The organism is Spirosoma arcticum (assembly GCF_054779955.1).
On record NZ_BAAGXG010000004.1, the window covers coordinates 134,142 to 154,807 of the forward strand.

At 55.4% G+C, this 20,666-nt stretch carries 15 protein-coding genes; 14 read left to right on the top strand and 1 reads right to left on the bottom strand.

Features of this window, described 5'->3' with window-relative positions:
• Positions 1 to 13: 13 nt before the first annotated feature.
• The 14 genes from ACYVHB_RS10450 (at position 14) to ACYVHB_RS10515 (ending at position 19,069) form a co-directional block, all read left to right on the top strand.
• Positions 14 to 895, top strand: a complete 882-nt coding sequence (locus tag ACYVHB_RS10450) for an aldo/keto reductase (RefSeq protein WP_461051666.1) — start codon at positions 14 to 16, stop codon at positions 893 to 895.
• Positions 892 to 2,589: a GMC oxidoreductase gene (locus ACYVHB_RS10455; RefSeq protein ID WP_461051667.1), complete on the top strand. Its 1,698-nt coding sequence runs from the start codon at positions 892 to 894 to the stop codon at positions 2,587 to 2,589. Before ACYVHB_RS10450 ends, ACYVHB_RS10455 begins: the two co-directional genes overlap by 4 nt.
• A gap of 50 nt (positions 2,590 to 2,639) precedes the next feature.
• Entirely contained in the window at positions 2,640 to 3,917 is a 1,278-nt protein-coding gene (locus tag ACYVHB_RS10460) for a glycosyltransferase family 4 protein (RefSeq protein ID WP_461051668.1), read from the top strand.
• Positions 3,914 to 5,182: a glycosyltransferase family 4 protein gene (locus ACYVHB_RS10465; protein ID WP_461051669.1), complete on the top strand. Its 1,269-nt coding sequence runs from the start codon at positions 3,914 to 3,916 to the stop codon at positions 5,180 to 5,182. The genes ACYVHB_RS10460 and ACYVHB_RS10465 overlap by 4 nt, the downstream gene beginning before the upstream one ends.
• Before the next feature lie 31 nt (positions 5,183 to 5,213).
• Positions 5,214 to 6,929: an IPT/TIG domain-containing protein gene (locus tag ACYVHB_RS10470; RefSeq protein WP_461051670.1), complete on the top strand. Its 1,716-nt coding sequence runs from the start codon at positions 5,214 to 5,216 to the stop codon at positions 6,927 to 6,929.
• A 228-nt stretch (positions 6,930 to 7,157) separates the two neighbouring features.
• Positions 7,158 to 8,765, top strand: coding sequence for a hypothetical protein (locus ACYVHB_RS10475; protein ID WP_461051671.1), 1,608 nt, complete (start codon positions 7,158 to 7,160; stop codon positions 8,763 to 8,765).
• A gap of 489 nt (positions 8,766 to 9,254) precedes the next feature.
• Positions 9,255 to 10,109 (top strand): hypothetical protein, encoded by an 855-nt coding sequence (locus ACYVHB_RS10480; RefSeq protein WP_461051672.1) that lies wholly within the window; start codon positions 9,255 to 9,257, stop codon positions 10,107 to 10,109.
• Between the two features lie 57 nt (positions 10,110 to 10,166).
• Positions 10,167 to 10,847, top strand: a complete 681-nt coding sequence (locus tag ACYVHB_RS10485) for a hypothetical protein (RefSeq protein ID WP_461051673.1) — start codon at positions 10,167 to 10,169, stop codon at positions 10,845 to 10,847.
• Between the two features lie 4 nt (positions 10,848 to 10,851).
• Positions 10,852 to 12,168, top strand: coding sequence for a hypothetical protein (locus ACYVHB_RS10490; RefSeq protein ID WP_461051674.1), 1,317 nt, complete (start codon positions 10,852 to 10,854; stop codon positions 12,166 to 12,168).
• 5 nt (positions 12,169 to 12,173) lie between these two features.
• A complete protein-coding gene (locus ACYVHB_RS10495) occupies positions 12,174 to 14,297 on the top strand; it encodes a hypothetical protein (RefSeq protein WP_461051675.1) in 2,124 nt (707 codons plus the stop codon).
• The gene (locus ACYVHB_RS10500) at positions 14,290 to 15,411 is read left to right on the top strand and encodes a PLP-dependent aminotransferase family protein (RefSeq protein ID WP_461051676.1); all 1,122 of its coding nucleotides are present in this window, start codon (positions 14,290 to 14,292) and stop codon (positions 15,409 to 15,411) included. The genes ACYVHB_RS10495 and ACYVHB_RS10500 overlap by 8 nt, the downstream gene beginning before the upstream one ends.
• Positions 15,389 to 16,474 carry a hypothetical protein gene (locus ACYVHB_RS10505; RefSeq protein ID WP_461051677.1) on the top strand — a complete coding sequence of 362 codons (1,086 nt, stop codon included), beginning with the start codon at positions 15,389 to 15,391 and terminating at the stop codon, positions 16,472 to 16,474. The genes ACYVHB_RS10500 and ACYVHB_RS10505 overlap by 23 nt, the downstream gene beginning before the upstream one ends.
• A gap of 366 nt (positions 16,475 to 16,840) precedes the next feature.
• Positions 16,841 to 18,229: a dipeptidase gene (locus ACYVHB_RS10510; RefSeq protein ID WP_461051678.1), complete on the top strand. Its 1,389-nt coding sequence runs from the start codon at positions 16,841 to 16,843 to the stop codon at positions 18,227 to 18,229.
• Between the two features lie 12 nt (positions 18,230 to 18,241).
• Positions 18,242 to 19,069, top strand: a complete 828-nt coding sequence (locus tag ACYVHB_RS10515) for an amidohydrolase family protein (protein WP_461051679.1) — start codon at positions 18,242 to 18,244, stop codon at positions 19,067 to 19,069.
• A gap of 104 nt (positions 19,070 to 19,173) precedes the next feature.
• On the opposite strand, the gene ACYVHB_RS10520 is transcribed toward ACYVHB_RS10515, so the two are convergent.
• A complete protein-coding gene (locus ACYVHB_RS10520; protein WP_461051680.1) occupies positions 19,174 to 20,553 on the bottom strand; it encodes a sigma 54-interacting transcriptional regulator in 1,380 nt (459 codons plus the stop codon).
• Between the last annotated feature and the right edge of the window lie 113 nt (positions 20,554 to 20,666).

Genomic DNA, 20,666 nt, shown 5'->3' on the forward strand with positions numbered 1-20,666 from the left:
AACGCTTTATTACATGATTTCTTTAGATCAACTGTCGTCGGTAGGAATTGGAACGAGCCGGGCTGCCTCGCTGGGAAGCCGGTTGTCGGCCGATGCGTTCACGGCATTTCTAAAGATTGCTACCGAACGAGGTGTTAACCTAATCGACACGGCCGATTTCTACGGCTCCGGCGATTCAGAACGGCTGATTGGTAAGTGCCTCAAAACGACGAGTTACCCGTTTTTCGTGGTTACCAAGGCGGGATTGCCGTGTGTACACACCCCCGGCTGGCTGTCGCCCCTGAATCAGATCGGTAAAAAGATAAAGCAGCGGGCCGGAGCGAAAAATAACTACACGTCGGCCTACCTGATCGACAGCGTCCAGAAAAGCAACAAACGGCTGGGTGTCGAAGCGGCCGATGCACTGCTGCTGCACGAACCAAACTGGGACGATATTGCCGATGCCGACTCGTGGGACGGTCTGGCCAAAATCAGGCAGCAGGGGCTGGCCCGCTATACCGGCGTGTCAACCAATGATTACCGGGTTGCCGAGGAAGGAATCCGCAGCGGGCAGGTGCAATTAGTGCAAACGGCAGTGAGCTGGCGCAGCGACAATCCCATCGTTGCCTTGTGCCGTTCCCACCGCATTCCGGTGTTGGCAAACCAAGCGCTGCAAGCCTATAAAGCAATGCAACCCGCCTTTGTGCAGCATGCCGATGCGGTCTGGCAACTGAACGGATTGGCAAACATGTCGCTGGTGCAGTTGCTGATTGCCGCTGTGCTGGCCGATAAAAAAGCCGATGCGGTCCTGTTTGGAACCAGTAATTCCGCCCACCTGGCGCACAACATCGACTCGCTACGCTACGTGTCTCACCTGCCCCCGGCCTTGCCGACACTTAATCAACTGCTATCATGATCGTAACGAAAAACACGTTCCTGTCCGGGCAAACGTTGAACGCCGACATCTGTATCATTGGCAGTGGCCCGGCCGCTATTTCGATGGCGCTGAGCTTCGATGGCTCCCCGCTCAGCGTTATTATGCTGACGGGCGGGGGCTGGTCGGAAACGATTGCCAATCAGGACTTATACCGGGGTGATGTGTTTCCGGCTGGTTCCCATGAGCCGCTGGAAGAAAACCGCCGACGTCAGTTTGGCGGCACTTCATCAGCCTGGGGTGGGCGCTGCATTCCATTTGAACCCATTGATTTCAAAACCCGCTCGTGGGTACCGGACAGTGGCTGGCCAATTTCGTATGATGACCTGTTACCACACTACCATAAAGCCGCCGAATTGTGCCAGATTGGCCGCTTTGAGTTCGACGCGCAAAAAGCATTTCCGGGTAGTAAACGCGAAATATTGGACGGGCTGGACTCGGAGGAGTTGATTTCATATCCGCTGGAACGGTGGAGTCCCCCGGTTCATTTTGGGAAAGCCTACCGGGCAACCTTAGAGCGCAGCACCAACATTCGGGTGCTGATGAACGCGCACGTGCTTTCAATTGAAACGGAGGACGATAACCACACTGTCAGCCACGTTGCCGTGAGCATGGGGGGAACCCGGCTGACGGTTGCGGCCCGCGATTTTGTGCTGGCCACTGGCGGCATCGAAAACGCCCGTCTGTTGCTGACCTCCACCAACGATCACTTTCCCAACGGACTTGGCAATCAGCACGATAACGTGGGGCGGTACTACATGGTCCACTTCAGCGGGGTCTATGCCGAACTAAAACTGCACGACAAACAGAAGCTGATAGCCGATTTTGAGCGGGACAGTGGCGGGGTATACTGCCGTCGGCGCTGGTGGTTTCCCGAACCCGCTCAGGAAGCGCACAAACTGCTGAACAGCGTCCTGTTCCTGTACCACGCCAACCCCACCAACGGGCACCGCGACGTGCTGTTCTCGTCGCGGTTCGTGGCGAAATCAGTTCTCTCCATCCTTCGTCAAAAGTCAGTGGGCCGGGCCGTCAGCAAGGCAAAGCAACTCATGCCCTCGCTGAAAGAACACGCGGCTACCATTGCTAAAAACGGCCTTTCCGAAGTGCCGGACCTCATTAAACTGGGCCTGAAGCGGATGGGTAAACGTCGGCTGCCGTTTCTGATGCCCTCAAAACGGAGCGAGTACTGGGGGCTGTATTTTCAGACGGAGCAGGCACCAAACCGGGAAAGCCGGGTCCATTTGTCCCGGTCGCAGAGCGATGCGTTTGGCATTCCCAGAGCTGAGGTTAAACTGGTTTTTCTGGACAGCGATATTGATTCTATTGTGGCTATACACACGCTGTTCGTCAGCAATTTCAAGGAGAAAAAGCTTGGCGACATATACTACGACGAAGCGGGTTTTCGGCAATACCTGCGCAGTCGGTTAGCCAATTTTAATTCGTCATCGCATCACATAGGCACAACCCGAATGTCGGACGATCCGCAAACGGGCGTGGTAGACCGGCGGTCTAAAGTGTACGGGCTGTCGAATTTATACGTGGCCGGCTCCTCCGTTTTTCCAACTGGTGGACACGCCAACCCCACGTTTACAATCGTTGCCCACGCGCTGCTGCTTGCCGACCAACTTAAAAGCAGGCGACGCGACAGGCAGGCTGAGTTGATCCGCAACGTTTAATAGAATTCACTTGTCGGCCGGAGTACGGAATAAGTTTACTTCCTCACGTTATGAAAAAGATATTAATTTCTGCCTACGCTTGCATTCCAGACCGAGGTTCGGAAGAAGGCAACGGCTGGTTTTACTCGTCATTGATCAGTCAGCAGGGCTATCAGGTCTGGTGTCTGACGCGGAACGTTGGGCAGGCCGAAATTGAACGGAAGCTGCAACAGTCTCCGCACCCCAACCTGACGTTCGTTTACGTGACCGTGCCCCGCTGGATCGACAAAGCGTATCACGGGGGTCTGCTCGGCATGTATTTCCACTACCTGTACTGGCAGTGGGCTACGCTGAAAGTGGCAAAGCAGCTCAGTAAGAAGCACCGGTTCGATCTGGTCCATCACGTGAGTTACACCAGTCTTCAGTTGGGCAGTTTTCTGTATAAACTCAAACGCCCTTTCATCTACGGACCCGTGGGCGGTGGGCAGGAGGCTCCCGAATCCATGCGCCGGTATTTCAAAGAGTACTGGGCCAAAGAGAAACTAAGGTCATTGGTGAGTCGACTCATGCTCCGGTTCAATCCCGGCTGCTACCAGTCGGTGCGGCAGGCCGACTATGTGCTGGCCTGGAATGAAGACACCCGGCGGATGATTAACGCTCTTGGCCGGACAACGGGCGTTGAAAAGGAGTTTGGCGGGGTTAGCCGCCACTTCATTCCCCAGGAGCCTGCGCATCGGCGTTCGCACAAGATTCTGCAGTTGGTGTGGGTTGGCCGGTTGATGCCGCGCAAAGCGCTCGAATTGTCGCTGCACGGCTTCAGCAAAGTGAACCCACAACTCCCCATTCACTTAACCGTGGTGGGCGATGGGGAGATGGGTAAATACATGCCCGAATACATTGCCAGTTATCAGTTAGAGAACCGGGTTACGTGGGTTGGTAAAGTCAATTATGAGCAGGTAAAAGATTATTACCGAAAAGCGGACGTCTTTCTGTTCACCAGTCTGCGCGATACAGGGCCTGCTCAGTTGATGGAAGCCATGGCGTATTCGCTGCCGGTGGTTACCCTCGATTTACACGGGCAGGCTGAGTTGGTCGATCCGTCAACGGGCATCCGGGTGCCCGTCACTGAGCCGGAAACGGTGGCCGCCGAATTAGCCAAAGCTATTGAATGGATGTACCATAACGAAGACGAGCGAATCGAAATGGGACGGAACGCTTTCCATTTTGCCCAGCGGCAGAACTGGGAGTCGAAGGTTCGCCACATCGTTCAAACGTATTATAATTCGGTCATGTCGGTCGTGGAGCAAGGCACCAGCTTAGCCGTCGCTGTTGGTCTGACTACTGAATGATGAACCAGTCGCTTAAACAACGCAACACGATGTACATCGGTGTATTAGGGGCCATTGCTACCAACGATCTGCTGCCTGAACTGGCCCGGCAACGGCTTGGCACCTACCCCAAAGGTCGGGAAGGAGCGCCCCTGATTACGAACCTCATCCATGAATACATAGCACGCGGTCACCGGGTACTGGCCATCACTACCGATCCTAAATTACCGGACGATGAGCCGCCCTTTGTGCACGAGGACGGTCTGCTGACGTACGTGGTTGTGCCCGCCCGCAAACACACGTTCCGGCCCAATGGGAAACGACCGGGACGCACCGCCGACTTCTACCGGTTCGAGCGGGGGCAGTTACTGCGGGTTCTGCAGCACTACAAACCGGAGGTTGTTCATGCCCACTGGACGTATGAGTTTGCGCTGGCGGCTCTGGCCTACACACCCGACGCACTCATTACGGTGCACGATAACGCCCGGATAATCTTCCGGTACGTGCGGACGCTCGAACGGTTTTTTATGCTGCTTATGGCCCGGTACGTATTCAGCCGGGGGCGCCGGTTCACGGCCGTGTCGGGGTACATGGCTGAGTCGGTGCAGAGCTGGGCGACGCAGCCAGTAGTCGTTGTGCCAAATCCCGTGCTGGTGCCCGCCAAACAGGCTGGATTGGCTGAGCCAGTGGGTCCCGTTATCAGCATGGTGGTGAACGGCTGGGACGACCGCAAAAACAGCAAAAACGCACTGCTGGCCTTCAAAGGGATTCAGCAGCGGCATCCCGACGCGGTGTTGTGGGCGTTCGGCACCGCGTTTGAGCCGGGGGCCGAAGCCGCTGATTTTTGCCAGACGCACCAGATTTCCAACGTCGTGCTGTTCGGGCAGACGCGCCACGCCGACGTACTCGAAAAAGTTGCGCAGAGCACCGTGCTACTCCACGCGTCTCTCGAAGAATCGTTTGGCATGGTGCTGGCCGAAGCCATGCGCTATGGGGTGCCGGTGGTGGCGGGCAAGGACAGCGGGGCCGTGCCGTGGGTAGTGGAAGACGGCGGTTTGCTGGTCGACGTTACCCGCATCGACGAGCTGGTTACCGCCGTCGACAAACTCCTGTCCGACCGGGTGCTGTACACAAAGCTTTCCAAAAATGCCGTTGAAGCGGTCAAAACGCGCTTTTCCATCGAAACTATTGCCGATCAATACCTCGACCTCTACCGGAAAAATAGTTCGCATTCGGTAGACGGTACCGCCGGGCGAAAAAAGCGTCCGCAACGTGCGGTTAGCTAATTGACTTTCACCATCTAACAATGAATAGACCATGAACCGATTCAAACAACTGTTGCCCATGCTGCTCCTGGTGCTGGGCCTGTCGGCAGCCATCACAAGCTGCAAGAAGAGCGTTGACACGCCGGACCCGGCTCCGCAGCCGCAACCCGTCACCAGCATTACCAGCATCGACCCGGCGACGGCTCCGGTTGGCAGCACAATTGCCATCACGGGCACCAACTTCAGCACCGACCCGGCCAGCAACACGATCACCATTGGGGGCGTTACGGCAACGGTGGTGTCGGCTTCGGCCACGCGCCTTGTGGTTGTCGTTCCCGCCGGGGCTGCCAACGGACCCGTTGCCGTAACGGCCGGGGGGCAAACGGCGCAGAGTCAGTCGGTGTTTACGGTGTTCGTTGCCCCGGTAGCGTCGCTTAAACCTGTGGTAGAAGTTGCCGGGACAATCTTCGCCAATCAAACCTGGACCAGGGACAAGGTTTATCTGTTACGGGGAATGGTCTACGTAGCCGCCGATTATACGCTGACCATTGAGCCGGGAACGGTCATTAAAGGTGCCGGACCCGAGCAGGACCCCGAAAAAAAGAATATGGCGGGTACGCTCATTGTCGAACGGCGCGGCAAGATTATTGCGCAGGGGACACCTGCTCAACCTATTGTGTTCACGTCGGCCAGGCCGGTGGGTCAGCGAGCTTATGGCGACTGGGGCGGGCTGGTGCTGGTGGGTAAAGCGCCCATGAACAAACTCGGCACAACGCCCAATCCGGGTGGTGTTCGCGGTACGGTTGAGCGGTATGCGGAGTTCAACGACAACTCTGGCACGCTCCAGTACGTGCGCATTGAATACGCCGGTGCCGCCCAGCCGAGTGGGTCTGGCAACCGACTTGGCGGGCTATCCATGTACGGCGTTGGCAACACCACCCGCATCGACCACGTTCAGGTTTCCTACAGCGGCAGCGACGCCTTTACGTGGTTTGGTGGCACCGCAAACCTGAAAAATCTGGTTGCTTACTACAGCTTCGACGATGACTGGAGCGCGGATTGGGGTTACGTGGGCAACGCGCAGTTTGGCGTGGCTGTTCGTAACCCGCAGGTAGCTGACTTATCCGGGTCGAACGCCGTTGAACTGGAAAACTTTGAGCCATCGGTGAACGCTGACGCGCCCGCTGTTGTGCTGGCAAATGGTCTCCAGCAGACTGCGCCCGTCTTTGCCAACATCAGCAGTTTCGCCTTTGGCACTACGCCAACCACTACCAACAGCGCCAACGGAACCGGCGCTTATCAGGCGGGCCTGTACCTGCGCCGGAACGCACCCATCTCGATTTATAACTCGCTCTATTATGGGTATCCCGAGGGCGTACGGCTGGAAGCGGCCGAAGCAGCGTCCAGCCTGACAAGTGGCACGATTGATTTGAAAGGTATCGTGCTGGCCAACGTGCTGACGCCCGTGACGGGTGGGGGCGTGATTACCAACGATCAGGCAACCGCGTATTTCACGGCGGCCGAGCGGGCCAACCGAATCATTCCCGCGTCGGAGCTGGCATCGTTACTCCTGAATAACTTCAATACGGCCAATGCCCCCAGCTTTTTGCCCCAGGCGGGTTCGCCCCTGCTGACGGGAGCGGTCACGGGCGGCAAACTGACCAACTCATTTTTTACGCCCGTGACGTTCCGGGGTGCGTTTGGAACGGAAGACTGGACGACGGGCTGGACAAACTTCAATCCGCAAAACGTAGACTACGACCGGTAGTAAACGGAGCCGCTGGCTCACGGCTGGAGTTTGCTCAGGGGCTGTGAATGGGACTGCTTGTATATCAATGACCATCGAAGATTCTTTCAGGGGGGCTTCACTGCAGGTTACGTATGCTGGTGGTTGTATCCCGGACGAGGCCGTCGGAACGCCGAACCACCAGCATACGTAACCTGTACTGAAGAAGCTTAAGATCGTCAGGTAACTAATTTCCGGAGCTTAAGAATAATGGTAGACAATCAGACAACCCTCCGGGGTTCAGCGGGTAGCATAAGGAACCGGGCAAACCGCCAGGCTACGTTGCTAAGCGTGGTGATTGGGCTGCTGCTGCTGATTAGCTTAACGGGATCACTGTTCTTTAAAGAACGGTGGCTTTGGATGGACGAAGTATTGAGTTATATACTACTGTCCGATCCGTCGCGGGCGCACATGAATGAGGTGATCGTGAGTGGTTTGGATTCTAACCCACCCGTGTATTTCAATTTTGTCTGGACACTCGCCCAGGGCATCAGCCTGAACGAGTATTTTCTGCGGTCAATATCTATTGCGTTGTTCGCTGCGACCGTTGCTGTATTTTATCGGTATACAACGCGTTTGATTGGTACGCCCCTCATCAATTTTATCCTGTTTACAGCGGTTATCAGCCTGACGTACCTGAATTTCATACTTTCAGATCAGATCAGGCCATACGGGTTGTACCTGCTGATGAGCTGCCTGTATTTTATTACGGCCCATCAACTCGTCAAAAATCCCAGTAACCTGCGTTTTCTGGGCCTACACTTTCTGGCGGGATCAGTCTTGGTGATGACGCACAACTTCGGGTCTTTCTACGTGGCGGCCTCACTCTGTTTTTTCGCGGGGCTGTACCTCTGGTCCCGGTGGCATGCCTATTGGTGGGTGGCGGCTTCGCACCTGCTTATTTTCGGCGTGTGGATAGTCTTATGGTATGCCAACTTTCAGATTCAGGCGCTGGTGGGTAAACCTTATTCGTGGATTCCAGAGCCGACAGTTTTTTCATTCTTCCAAATGGTTGGCGAACTGATACCGACGCTATCGTCCCGTCTGGAGCAGCGACCAATAATGGCCTTCCTACCCATACTGCGCGTTGCGCTCGTGCTGGGCCTGTTTTTATACATCGCCATTCCACGGGTGAAGCGGGGGTTTCAGTCGGTCGTTAATGACGATGCGTTTAGTTTCTACCTGCTGGCGGGCTGTATCGCCGTGTTGACCGCCGGTGGCACCGTCGTGGTATCGTACGCCTACCTGTCGGTATTTTTACCCCGTTATCAGTGGCCCAGTCACCTGCTGCTGTTATTTCAGTTGGTGTACGCCTTTTATCACGTAGCGCCAGCCGTCAGGTTTCCAGCCCAGTTGGTTCGTTTCGTGCCGCTGTATGTTGTTCTGGTGATGGGCTTCGTTTTCTATCAGAACCGGAAGATTGTGCATTTTCCGAGTGGCATTCTCGACTACCTGCCCCGGAATGAAGCAAACTACCCCATTTTTTTTGAATCGTCCGATTACTTTCTGCCCATCTGGCACCACAAGCTGGCCAATGCCCATTACCTGATGCACCGCAAAACGGTATTGACCAAAGGGAATCTGAAGAACTCATCAACGGATTATAACCTGTCGGTACCCATGCGCGAGAGGTATGACATTCGGGAAATCGTGTGGTCGACGGAGTTCACGAAAGAGCGATTTCCGCGTTTCTACATCGTTGACGAGTCCAGCCGGTATCAGGCCGAGTATTTCATTGCCAACAAGCGCATCAAAGTATTGAAGGTTATTCCGGTTCCAATCGAAGGCCACCGCATACTGGAATGTGTACGGTTATAGACGCGGGATGTTTTCGCAGGTTTACTTCCTCTACAAGTAGTTCTACCGGCTCTTCAAGCGGACGCCCTACATCGGCATCCCGGTGGATGCGAGCGATTTTTCGAGGTGGTGCGTAAATTGTAAACCTGACGAAACCGGACAATTTTCGCGGGTCCTGCGGGCGTGGATGAGTTTCCTGTTAATTGAAACTGCAAAGTAGGGCATAAGTATATATCCCGCTGTTTAAAAGCCGCGCCAGTTAGAACTGAGTGCGGCTTTTTTGTGCATTGACTTTTCTCTTAACGGTACATCCAATTTTATTCATAATACTTGTAAAACTATGATTTAAGCACGAAACGGATTTCGCTAAAATCAGGTCAATGACTCATTTAGCGAAATCCGTTTCGGCACCTACCCCCCTGAAAACGCTAAAAACAAGCTTTTTCAGACTGGCACGGTGATTGGCAAATAGACGGAGAATTAGTATTCATCCTTTAATTTTTGTCAATCATGCATCACATTGATCGCACGCTACAGGAACTGGAAACAGGCTCCGGCATGAACGGAGCGTATGAGAACGGGTTTGAGTTCAGTGCAAATGGCGAATTTAGCCAAGCCTTTGAGCAGTCGTTTGGTCAGGAGGCCAATTATGAAAACGATGAGACCTTTGAACTCGAACAGGACCCGGAACTGGAATTAGCGTACCAACTGCTGGAGGTCAGCAACGAATATGAATTAAACCAATTTCTGGGTGGGCTGATGAGCAAGGCGCTGGGAGCTGCCAAGAGTGCTGCTACAAGCTTTATCAATTCGCCGACGGGCAAAGGCGTAGGTCAGTATTTAGTCAATTTTGGCAAGCAAACGCTGCCTCAGCTGGCTACCCAATATGGCGGGCAGGCCGGGGGCGCGCTGGGACAACGCGCCGGGGCAGCATTAGGCGGACGGTTAGGCCCGCTGGGCAGTAAAGCAGGCGGCTGGCTCGGCCAGAAAGCCGGCGACTGGGCGGGTAGCAAAGCGGGTAACTGGGCGGGCACCAAAGCGGGCAACGCCATCGCATCCAACGCGCAGCGAATCTTCAACCTGGAGTTTGAAGCCCTTCAACCCGAAGATCAGGAACTGGAAATCGCCCGTTCGTTTGTTCGCTTCGCCAGCGACCTCACCCGGCAGGCCAGTCAGGCGGTGCGGCAGAACCCAACCATAAGCTTAGGCCAAGTAGGCAAGCAGGCAATTACAGCCTCGGCCAAACAATATGCGCCGGGCCTGTTAGCCAACGCCCCGCGCCCGGCCTCGGGCGGCAAAACGGGCAAAGCCGGGGGCGGAACCTGGGTTCGGCGCGGCAACACCCTTCTTGTCTACGGAGCCTGAATAGTCCCGACCAATCACGTATCAATCACTTCCTTATCATCTTAAATACCTACAATCATGTACAATAACGAATTTGAACTGGAGTTTGAGCAGGGTCTCGGCTACGAGAACGGCTCCTACGAATTCAATCAGGAGTTCATGGGCCAAACCAATGGCGAGAACTACGAACTGTATGGCGAACTCGACGAAACTCAGGAACTGGAGTTTGCGCACGAGCTGCTCAGCGTTTCCAACGAGGAAGAACTCAACATGTTCCTTGGCAGTCTGGTGAAGCGGGCCGGGCGGGCGGTCAGTGGGTTTGCCCGTTCGTCCATCGGTAAAGGCCTGATTGGCGCGCTCAAAGGCGTAGCAAAAACAGCGCTGCCAATTGCGGGCCGTGCTCTCGGCACATTCGTCGGCGGTCCCATCGGTGGAGCCATTGGGGGTAAACTGGGCGGTATGGCCAGCAACCTCTTCGAACTGGAACTGGAAGGGCTCAGCCCCGAAGATCAGGAGTATGAAATGGCCCGTGCCTACGTCCGGTTCGCCAACGCAGCCGTTAACAACGCGGCCAGTTTGCAGCAGCAGGGTGCGGCTAACCCGCAGGCCGTTCTGAAAAAGGCACTGACCGATGCCGCTCAGCAACACGCACCCGGCCTGTTGCAGCCAACAGCGGGGGGGCAGGGCGGTGCCCGGCGCAAGCGGGCCACGCAGGGCAGTTGGGTACGGCGCGGTAATACGTTGGTGATTCAACTGTAATACCATGAAAAATGCAGCCGACACCCAGTTTCTGGTCAACGAAACGCAGTCGTTACTCAATCGCTTGCAAACGGTGCAGTCGTTCTCGCTGAACACCCCCATGGTGCTGGCTGCCGCCGTATCGGCTCCGGCGCAGGGGGCCATCAACGACCACCTGGCCAAAATTGCTTTTGACCTGCGGTTTCGGCTTCGCGAGTTTATCCGGTGGGTGAAAAACCCGGACATCCCCTCCGACAAAGGACAAGCCCGGTACGCGCTGCTGAAGCTACGGTACAATAATCTGCTCGATCAGTTGGACATTTTCTCCGACGTGCTTCTACAACGGGGCGAACACGGCACCGGCACCTGGATGGCGGGCTTAGATGTGCTGGCTCAAGATGCCCTGACTCTGGCGGGCAACTACTACGATCCCCCGCCCCTGATCTGCTTTTTGGAACGGGGGCACGGGGCGGCCATCCGGCGGGCGCGAACCCGCCTGCCCGGTGGCGACGAAAACCCGGTGGGCGTGATTCAGATTCCCCGCGAGCGCATGATTGGCAGCGGCATTGCGTCGTCGCTTATCCACGAAGTTGGCCATCAGGGGTCGGAGTTGCTCGGCCTGACGCAGTCGATCAAGGACGAAATCAACCAGATTATTGCCAAAGGTGGAGACGTTATGCCCTGGCAACTATACCAGCGCTGGCTGAACGAAATCCTGTCCGACTTCTGGGCCATGGCGCACATTGGCGTTGGCGCGACCTATGGCCTGATGAGCGTGGTGAGTTTGCCGAGCTACTTTGTCTTTCGCATTGCCACCGACGCCCCACACCCGTTTCCGTGGATTCGGGTGCAGGTCAGCATCGCGCTGGGGAAAGCGCTTTATCCGCATCCGCAGTGGAATGCACTAGCGAAACAGTGGGAATCCCTTTACCCAACGCAGGGGGAGCCGCCCGCCAAGCAACAGATTATTCAGGCCCTGAAAAAGGTGCTGCCACAGTTTGCAAACCTGCTGATTAACCACCGGCCCGCTTCGCTGCACGGGAAAAGATTGGGAGATATTTTCTCCGTAGCGGAGCGGCAGCCGGTGCGTTTACAGCAGCTTTATACCCAGTGGCAGCAGCAACCGGGTCTGATGGAAAAGAGCGCCCCTTCGCTGGTCTTCGCCGTGATTGGCCAGGCCAAAGCGGATGCGGTCATCACGGCAGAGGAAGAATCGCGGTTACTGATCCGGATTCTGACCCGCTGGGCCTTGGAACGGGCGAAACGCTACGGAGCAGCGGCCAAACCGGCCAAACAGCCCGCATTGAATGGACAACTGACACGAACGTTAAACGGTAACTAAGTATTATGAAACGCGATTTAAGCATTGACGAACAACAGGTTTACATCGGGGATAGCTCGACGTTGACTCTGGACGTGAGCAAAGAAACAAATAGTGATAAGCCAGGTGCTGTTTTTAAGGATAAAAATGGCAATCCGGGAAGCCTGTATCTTGTTATTGATAACTTGTCGGATGATAAAACGGCCCTGCTCGAATACACCTACACGCCGGGCGTTCCGACCAATAACCCCCCAACTCCGCCAACGTTAAAGTTGACCAAATTAGATGGCTCCGCGTTGACGTTAGTAACCCGACTATTCCGGCGAATCATTCCGGGAACGATCGCTGAAGTGATTACCCTGCCCCTGGACGAGAAGCTACCCATAAATCTTTCGTTCTCAATTCGGGAATGGGACCTGGCTGGCACCTACATCGTTAATGCATTTATTGCTGATCAGGGCGTAGCGAACTGGGCCAGCCGGGGGGACATAAGCATTGACTTTCCAACGGTAAAGTTAAAGGTCATGGAGGACAGCGCCGAAGTGCTCAACGTGTCGTTGCGGGAGGCCAAACGAGAAGACACCCCTGACCAGCTTCTGTGGATGTTGATCCGTAACCGTACCATTGACTTCAACCGGTACCGGGGGTTTATCGACAAGGTCATGTGCTCGCAGGAAATTGGTGAAGCCGAGGCCGAAGCCCGAAACTACGGACAGCAGCGGATTATGGGGTTCAACCGGACGGCCTCCTACAATATGCTCAAGTTCGCCACCGAGTTTTATCTGATGCAGGAAGCAGGCTTAGTGCCTTCAGATAAACTGCTTGATCTGTTAGACATACAGCCGGATACGGACATAAGAACGAATAACAACGTCAGTAACGTCAACGCGCGACCCAAGCCTAATCAACTACCAAGAACATCATTGGGTACTTCCATGCGCGATGAATCACGACGTTCGGCCCGACCCAACTTATCGAGCGTCAATATCATTAAATTGCGGGATGAGTACCTCGATGAACTGGAAGGTGAAGGCGGTAGAGCCTTGCCGTATTTCAAGATCATACGGCAGAAATTGTCTGAGTTGCCCCTTAAAAACATCACCGAACTGCCCGGCGCAGCCTACGACGCCTGTTACGGAATTCTTCAATCGAAACTGCTGAATCCGCCCCTGCTGGAACTGATTTGGTCCTACTGGCACGAAGAAGGCGGGTTAGTACAAACGCTGAATGCCCTCAGCCTGCGTTTCCAGAACGTTCGGCGGGGCGTTGACCGCGACCCACTGGCCAATCTGGCCATCGACCCGTTGCGTCCGCTGAGTAACCTGCTGTGGGGCTACATCGAAGACGAGCGCAACCGGCTGACTATCAACCGGCGCAATCTGGAATACCAGTATGAATACGGCATCTCACTGATTGGCAAGGCCGTGCAGAACATTCCTGTGGCCGAACACCGCACCAACTTCCTGCGCGGCTTTCACGAACTGCTCCGGGCCACCGTTGAGTTCTACCAGCAGGCTAACTTCACAACGGTCATTCCCGACGGTTTCCCGATTCTGAATCACCTGCGCGAAGTTCACCTGATGCTGGCCGAAGGCGCACACAACCAGTATGGCGATCTGCCCTGGACGGCCCGCGTGGAAATGCTATCGCAGCAGTGGCTGCTGGCCCGGCCCGAGGTGCGCGAGTTCCTCGGTGGGCGCATCATGGTGCCCTACACCGAGCCGTGGATGGACCGGGTCGACAACATGAAGCAGCTACAGGGCTGGAACCCGACCAACATTACTCACTTCCGCGATCTGGGCGTTTTTGGCGAGCAGTTGCTGCTGTCGATCCGCTACGGAAGCTGGAACGACCCAACGCTGGGTGGGCAGAATGCCGCCAACTGGGCGCACTACTGGCGGGCCGAAATTCAGCGGTATATCCACGCCTACAAGGCCGTAACCGGCGTTGATCTGGCTTCCGACATTGTGGACACCCGCATTTCGCTGCCCGCCAATGAGGACCGGTATCAGCAACCTGCGCAGTTGATTGAACGGCAGGTGGCCATGCGACAGAATGGACAAATGCGCCCTAAACAGGTAAGTGGGCCGTCGATAAACGCGCAACTTCCCCCGAACGCCCAGCTTATTCGTAAGGAGTACAATGGTTGATTTCACGTCGGCGTTGTATCTGGGCCAGCAACCTTTCGCGGTTTCTTTTCCGCACCATCTGTCCGTTACGACGGGGAAACCGGCTGCGCTGTATGAGCCTCGTTTACACCAGGTGGTGGCGCAGGAAGTAGCCCGGAAACAGGGACTCGAAAGCGGATTGCTGGCCCCCTCAACGCTGCACGTGTTTTGGGACATTGTTGCCTCGCTGGGCCGCTCAAACGCGGTGTTGATGGATGAAGCGATGTACCCGGTCGGGCGCTGGGGCGTACTGCGGGCCGCGCTGCGGGGCGTCCCGGTGGCGTCGTTTCCGGCGGACGATGCAGAGCGGTTAACCCGGTTGATTCATTCGTATCGTCAGCAGCATCGAATTCCCTGGATTGTTACCGATGGCTGGAACGTAGCGCAGGGCAAACCGGCTCCGCTGGGGCTGTATCTGGCCTTGCTCAAGTCCTGCAAGGGGAGCGTTCTGCTTGTAGATGATACTCAGGCATTTGGCATACTGGGGCAGCGCCCAACCGTCCGGTTGCCTTATGGAACCGGCGGGGGCGGCTCTTTGCCGTATTTGGGCCTGCAAAGTCCAAAAATCCTGACGATAACCTCGCTCGCCAAGGGGCTGGGCATCCCGGTGGCGGTAGTAGCAGGCAGCACCCAACAGATTAGCCGCTACCGGCAACGCAGTGACGTACGGGTACATACCAGTCCAGTCTCGAACCTCCACGCCTGGGTGGCCTGGCAGGCGCTGCAAAATGACCGCTCAAAGGGCGACGCGTTGCGGCAGCAGCTCTACGAGAATGTCGCGCTGTTTAAGCAGACACTTCAGTCGGTTGCAACTACAGGCGGTTTATTTCCGGTGCAGAAACTGGCATTATCGAATGCAAAGGCAGTTTTTTCGCTTTATCATCAACTAAGGCAGGCGGGTGTTCAACCGCTGCTGCTCGCTAACGACTGGCAACCAACCGTGCCGGAGGTTGCCTTCTGCATCCGGGCCGACCACCCGACAGCCGCTATTGTGCACACCTGCCGTCAGATCAATACCATCATAGCCGAAAACGACTCCGTTCTCCATCCCCAATCATCCAACCTCATTGCTCATGAACCTTTCGCTGATTCCTAACTCACCCCCAGTCCGACGGAAAACGGGTACGCTGGCAAAGGTGTATACCAAAGATGGCCGCTCGATTCGGGTACCGCTTCGGGCGACTCCATCGGCCGCCTGCACCACCTGTAGCCAAAAACCAGAACGGCAGTTTATCCGCTGGTTCACGCGCCAGTCGGCAGCTAATCCCGGCTTTCCGGTGCTGGTCAAAACCATTCTGCTGTTGGCTGACCAGGAACCGTGTGCCAATTGTCAGCGCATCCTGACCAGTTTTTTATACCGATACAACTTGGTCGGGAAACTGCGGCTGGGTACCCGTCAATCGAATGCGGGTGTTTTTCAGCAACAGACAATCAGGACGATCAGTCGGGAGGTTGACCCGGAAAATGACCAGGAACTTTCGCGTCGCCGTCGGCCTCAACCAGCGGGACGATCACGAACCGCCCAGCGGAGCCGGAGGAGAATGCCAGGGACGCCCACTCCTTCACGCAGAGGCCGTTCGGTTGTGCATATTCTCCGGCGACCACTTATTACCGGCTATCAGCCTGATCTGTTTCCGTATAGCGTTCCCGATCCAGAACCCGCACTGGCCTGCAACTGCGCTCATACGGCGTCTGCCGTAGAGGAACCCATCGTAGAAACACCGGGAGAACCAACGGCAGATACAGAACCAGCCACGAGTGATGAGATCGGGTCGAAAGGGCATGGCTGGGGCTTTGAAAAAAATAATCCTTTCATCCAGACCGAGCTTGACCAGATATTGAACGGTAACGCGCAGGAGTCTGAAGACGAGTGGTATAAGCGTTTAGCCGCGCCATTGCTGGCGGGTGTGCTCACCTTCGCATCCCCCCACGACTCGGTTGCCAAGCCCATCATCGACACCACGAAAGCCTGGGTTCAGCACAGTAAAGCGGAGCAGGAGCGCAGACGGAAACTTGAAGAAGACGCTGCGGCCCGGAGAAAACAAGCGGGAAAAACGCAACAGGAAGTTGGTGGTCGGGTACTGGACGAAATCATGGCAGAGACGTTCGCTACGGAAGTAGATCAGGAAGATGAAACCGAGCAGCAACAGCAATTGTAAAAGCACTTGTTCGGACACTTAGAAATGGGTTAATCTCGAGTACTTCGAAGAAGGGGAGGTCAGGAAGTAACGTCCGTTCGTTGATTGATTCAAGGGTAGGAGCCGAATTAGGAAGAATAGCAAATAATTTGTCCGCCCGTCAAGACTTGCTAATGCAGGCGCGTCAGAATAACGTAGGCTTGAGAACGCTTGAGAACACACTGAGAGCCGAGGGTAATTTGATGATTGTGCGAGCAAAGTCAAACAAACATCCTGACCGAAGAGAAATGGACACCTAAAAAGACAAGTTTCTGTACGGAGGGTTTTAGCGACCGACGATTATGCATTTACAGAGTTGTTTGCGCGTAAATTGTAGATGCTTTGAGAATGATTTACGTATCAGAAAAACGAGAAAAAACAGAGCATCTACATAGTGAAGAGCGGTTCGTCCGGCAACTCCGGCAACTCATTGCCTTTCCCAGCATCAGCACCGACAAGCGGTATGCCGGGGCGGTGAAGGACTGTGCAACATGGCTGGCGGAGCATCTGAAAAGGATTGGGCTGCGTAACGTGACCCTTTTCCCGACCCAGCTTCATCCCGTCGTTTATGCTGAACGAGTCGAAAATCCGCGCTTGCCAACGCTGCTCATCTATGGCCATTATGACGTGCAGCCGGTTGAGCCGCTGAACGCCTGGACGGTTCCGCCGTTTGAAGGCGTCATTAAAGGAAACAAACTCTATGGCCGGGGGGCCTCAGACGACAAGGGGCAGTTTTTTGCTCACCTCAAAGCCATTGAACAGATTCTTGACACGCATAAAAAGCTGCCCATTAATGTTAAGGTTCTGCTCGAAGGCGAAGAAGAAATTGGTAGCCCCAACCTGGCCAAATTTATTAATGCACACCGGCAGTTACTCCGCGCCGATTGGGCCGTATTGTCCGACACAAATATGATTTCGGCAGAGCAGCCGTCGCTTACATATGCGTTGCGGGGCAGTTTGAGCGTCGAGATCGAGGTGAAGGGGCCAAAGGCCGAACTGCATTCGGGTAATTTTGGGGGGGCGGTTTACAATCCCTTACAGGCCCTGTGCGAACTGGTCGCCAACCTGCACGACCATTCGGGGCGCATCACCATTCCGGGGTTTTACGACGCGGTAAAGGCAGTTTCCCCGCGGGAGCGGCAGTATCTGCGTCAACGGGCTACGTCGAATGCCCAACTGATGCAGGAAGCGAAAATTCGGATGGGCTGGGGCGAAATGGGGTACAGTTTGTACGAACGAACTACCATTCGTCCGTCGCTCAGCATCAACGGGCTTATGGGTGGGTATCAGGGCGAAGGAGTAAAATCGGTTATTCCACCGACGGCCAATGCTAAACTGAATTTTCGGTTAGTGCCGAACCAGAATCCGTACCAAATAGAAGCTCTCCTGAAGCGGTATATCCGAGCGCTAACACCACCGCAGGTAAAAACGAATGTTACGGCTCAACTCCACGCCATGCCTTATACCGTACCGCCTGGCCATCCGGTGCTGAATGCGGCCAAACGAGCCTACCGGGAAGGCTTCGGCAAGTCGGCGGTTTTGCAACGTTCGGGCGGTACTATTCCGGTGGTCAGTCTATTCGAGAGGCTCCTGAATATACCCACTGTACTGATGGGATTTGGACTTCCGGATGACGGTAAACACGGCCCCGACGAATTTCTTCATCTCCCCACGTTTCAGCGCGGCATCCAGACCAGTGTAGCGTTTATGCGTGAACTTGGTCGGGCAACCGCTTAACCTTCTTTGTGTATGCTCATCATCGACTGCCACTGCCACGCCGGAAAGGGCGACGGGCTAACCGGCCCCTGGGATACCGACGCTCCGTTGAAGCCGTACCTCGGCTGGGCTACCGACGCCGGTATTCAAAAAACGGTGCTGTTCGCAGCTTTTCACTCCGACTACGCGCTGGCCAACCGGCAGGTGGCGCGCATCGTGCAGGGTAACCCCGACCGGTTCTATGGCTTTGCCTTCGTCCACGCCGTCCGCGACCGGGGGCGCGTACCGGAGATGGTCCGAAGGGCGGTGCAGGACTACGGATTCTGTGGCATCAAACTCCACCGTTACGACGCCCGCATCAGCCGGGAAGTTTGCGAAACGGCCCGTCAGTTCCGGTTGCCGGTGCTTTACGACGTCGTGGGTGAGATTTCGGTAGTCGAACTGCTGGCTCAGGAATACCCGGACGTGAACTTCATTATTCCTCACTTAGGCAGCTTTTCCGACGACTGGCGGGCGCAGGCAGGCCTGATCGACTACTTGGTTCGTTTCCCCAACATCTATGCCGACACATCCGGAGTTCGACGGTTCGATTTGCTCCAGCGGGCCGTTGACCGCGCCGGGGCCGACAAGTTTCTGTTTGGCTCGGACGGTCCCTGGCTGCATCCGGGCGTTGAATTATCCAAAATAGCCGCGCTGAAACTGCCCGCTCATGAGGTTAAAAAGGTTCTTTCCGGAAATCTGCTCAAGCTAATCAGTCAGGTCAATCGTGGTCTCCAGCCCGGAAAGGCACGGCCCATTCCAGTGTCAAAAGAAGTGAGTCCCTCCAGAACCTGGCGCGACCCCTGGCTGATACGTCAGTGACCGACGATTTTCGAAGAAGCAAATTAATTGGATGATTAGTTGACTTGAAAGAATAGTTGTGCGAATCTAACCCAAGCAAGTAAGCTAAAACAGTCCTGCTGTTGTCAGGCCGTTTGAGCTATGGAAAGCACGAGCATAGGCTCTACCTTTCGGTGCATCTGCAGAATGCGTTCGCTGCACCCCAGCCGCTGAGCGGCCATTTTCAAATTGCCATTTTCCTGGTCGATGGCTGCTTTCTTGGCAATCTCGGTAACGACGTCCTTAATTTCTTTCAAACCCAATCCGTTGAACATCAGGCTGCTGATTGCCACCTTGAGTTCATTGTTCACCGGGGGAGTGGTCATTTTGCGGAAGTCGGGCCAGTCCGATTGCGGGATATCGCCGACGGTGATTGGCCCTCCGCCCAGATGCTTATTGGCAATTCGATTGACCAACTGCTGTAGTTCCCGCACATTACCCGGATAATCGCGAAGTTGCAGAAAGTCAAAGACTTGCCGGTCAATGGGCTGCTGAATGCGGTGGTGTTCTCTGAAAAAATGCTCGGCCAAGACGGGAATATCCTCTTTGCGCTCCCGAAGCGGTGGCAGCTGGCACGTCCAGCCGGACACTCGGTAGAATAAGTCCTGCCGAAAGGTTCCTTTCTTAACTTCCTCGGCTAAATCCCGGTTCGTTGCGCTAACGAGCCGAAACTGCGATTTTCGCCAGGTGTTACTACCCACTCGCTTGTAGGTTCCCTCCTGCAAAGCCCGCAGAAACTCAGCCTGCAGTGGCAGGGGTAATTCGCCCAACTCATCCAGAAAAAGCGTACCCTGATGGGCTAAGGCAATGGCCCCGTCGCGGGTGCTGATTGCGTTTGTAAAGGCCCCTTTTTCGTGGCCGAACAGCTCGCTACCCGACAGGCCAGGCACCAGATTGGTGCAATCGACCACAATACAGTCCCGCTTCTCGGGGCGGGTGTCGATGGTATGAATCTCCTGAGCGACCAACTCCTTACCCGTGCCGCTTTCGCCCATTATCAGGATAGGGCAGTCGGAGAGGGCCATATCAACAATCTGCCGGAGGGTGTCGAGCCAGAGCTTGCTTTTGCCAACCAAGCTTTGCTGCAAACCCGCCACGCTTTTCTCCAGCACTATCCAGTAGTCGAGCCGCGACGCTATAATTTGTACCGGCCTGGCCACGTCGAACCAGGAGAACACTTCCGTCACCCCGCTCTGTAGCAGCATCCAGGTGAATGACGTGGGTAGGGGCGTTACCGACACGGCAATAAGTTTATGTTCGGTGTAGGGCAGGCAGGTATCAATGGCTTCCTGGACCTCATCTAACCGGGAAAAACTGTCTAAGAACAGGACACCCGCACCGGCGGGTACGTCGTTCAGGTGCAATGCCCGCAGGTTAATATCTGCTTTGTCCAACGCATCAATGATGTCGACTAAATGAGTACGTTGGCGGGTGAACGATTGAAACCACAAGGAAGACCGTGCCATAGCGAATGCGGTTAAGCAGTTGAACAAGTACTATCTGTACTCAGGGGCTAATGAATGGAAACCGGCAAAAGGACCATGGGTCACTGGGAGAAGAGACCACTGGGGTGCTTACT

Coding starts and splice junctions, on each gene's coding strand:
- ACYVHB_RS10450 (WP_461051666.1), top strand. CDS start 14: ATGATTTCTTTAGATCAACTGTCGTCGGTAGGAATTGGAACGAGCCGG.
- ACYVHB_RS10455 (WP_461051667.1), top strand. CDS start 892: ATGATCGTAACGAAAAACACGTTCCTGTCCGGGCAAACGTTGAACGCC.
- ACYVHB_RS10460 (WP_461051668.1), top strand. CDS start 2,640: ATGAAAAAGATATTAATTTCTGCCTACGCTTGCATTCCAGACCGAGGT.
- ACYVHB_RS10465 (WP_461051669.1), top strand. CDS start 3,914: ATGATGAACCAGTCGCTTAAACAACGCAACACGATGTACATCGGTGTA.
- ACYVHB_RS10470 (WP_461051670.1), top strand. CDS start 5,214: ATGAACCGATTCAAACAACTGTTGCCCATGCTGCTCCTGGTGCTGGGC.
- ACYVHB_RS10475 (WP_461051671.1), top strand. CDS start 7,158: ATGGTAGACAATCAGACAACCCTCCGGGGTTCAGCGGGTAGCATAAGG.
- ACYVHB_RS10480 (WP_461051672.1), top strand. CDS start 9,255: ATGCATCACATTGATCGCACGCTACAGGAACTGGAAACAGGCTCCGGC.
- ACYVHB_RS10485 (WP_461051673.1), top strand. CDS start 10,167: ATGTACAATAACGAATTTGAACTGGAGTTTGAGCAGGGTCTCGGCTAC.
- ACYVHB_RS10490 (WP_461051674.1), top strand. CDS start 10,852: ATGAAAAATGCAGCCGACACCCAGTTTCTGGTCAACGAAACGCAGTCG.
- ACYVHB_RS10495 (WP_461051675.1), top strand. CDS start 12,174: ATGAAACGCGATTTAAGCATTGACGAACAACAGGTTTACATCGGGGAT.
- ACYVHB_RS10500 (WP_461051676.1), top strand. CDS start 14,290: ATGGTTGATTTCACGTCGGCGTTGTATCTGGGCCAGCAACCTTTCGCG.
- ACYVHB_RS10505 (WP_461051677.1), top strand. CDS start 15,389: ATGAACCTTTCGCTGATTCCTAACTCACCCCCAGTCCGACGGAAAACG.
- ACYVHB_RS10510 (WP_461051678.1), top strand. CDS start 16,841: ATGATTTACGTATCAGAAAAACGAGAAAAAACAGAGCATCTACATAGT.
- ACYVHB_RS10515 (WP_461051679.1), top strand. CDS start 18,242: ATGCTCATCATCGACTGCCACTGCCACGCCGGAAAGGGCGACGGGCTA.
- ACYVHB_RS10520 (WP_461051680.1), bottom strand. CDS start 20,553: ATGGCACGGTCTTCCTTGTGGTTTCAATCGTTCACCCGCCAACGTACT.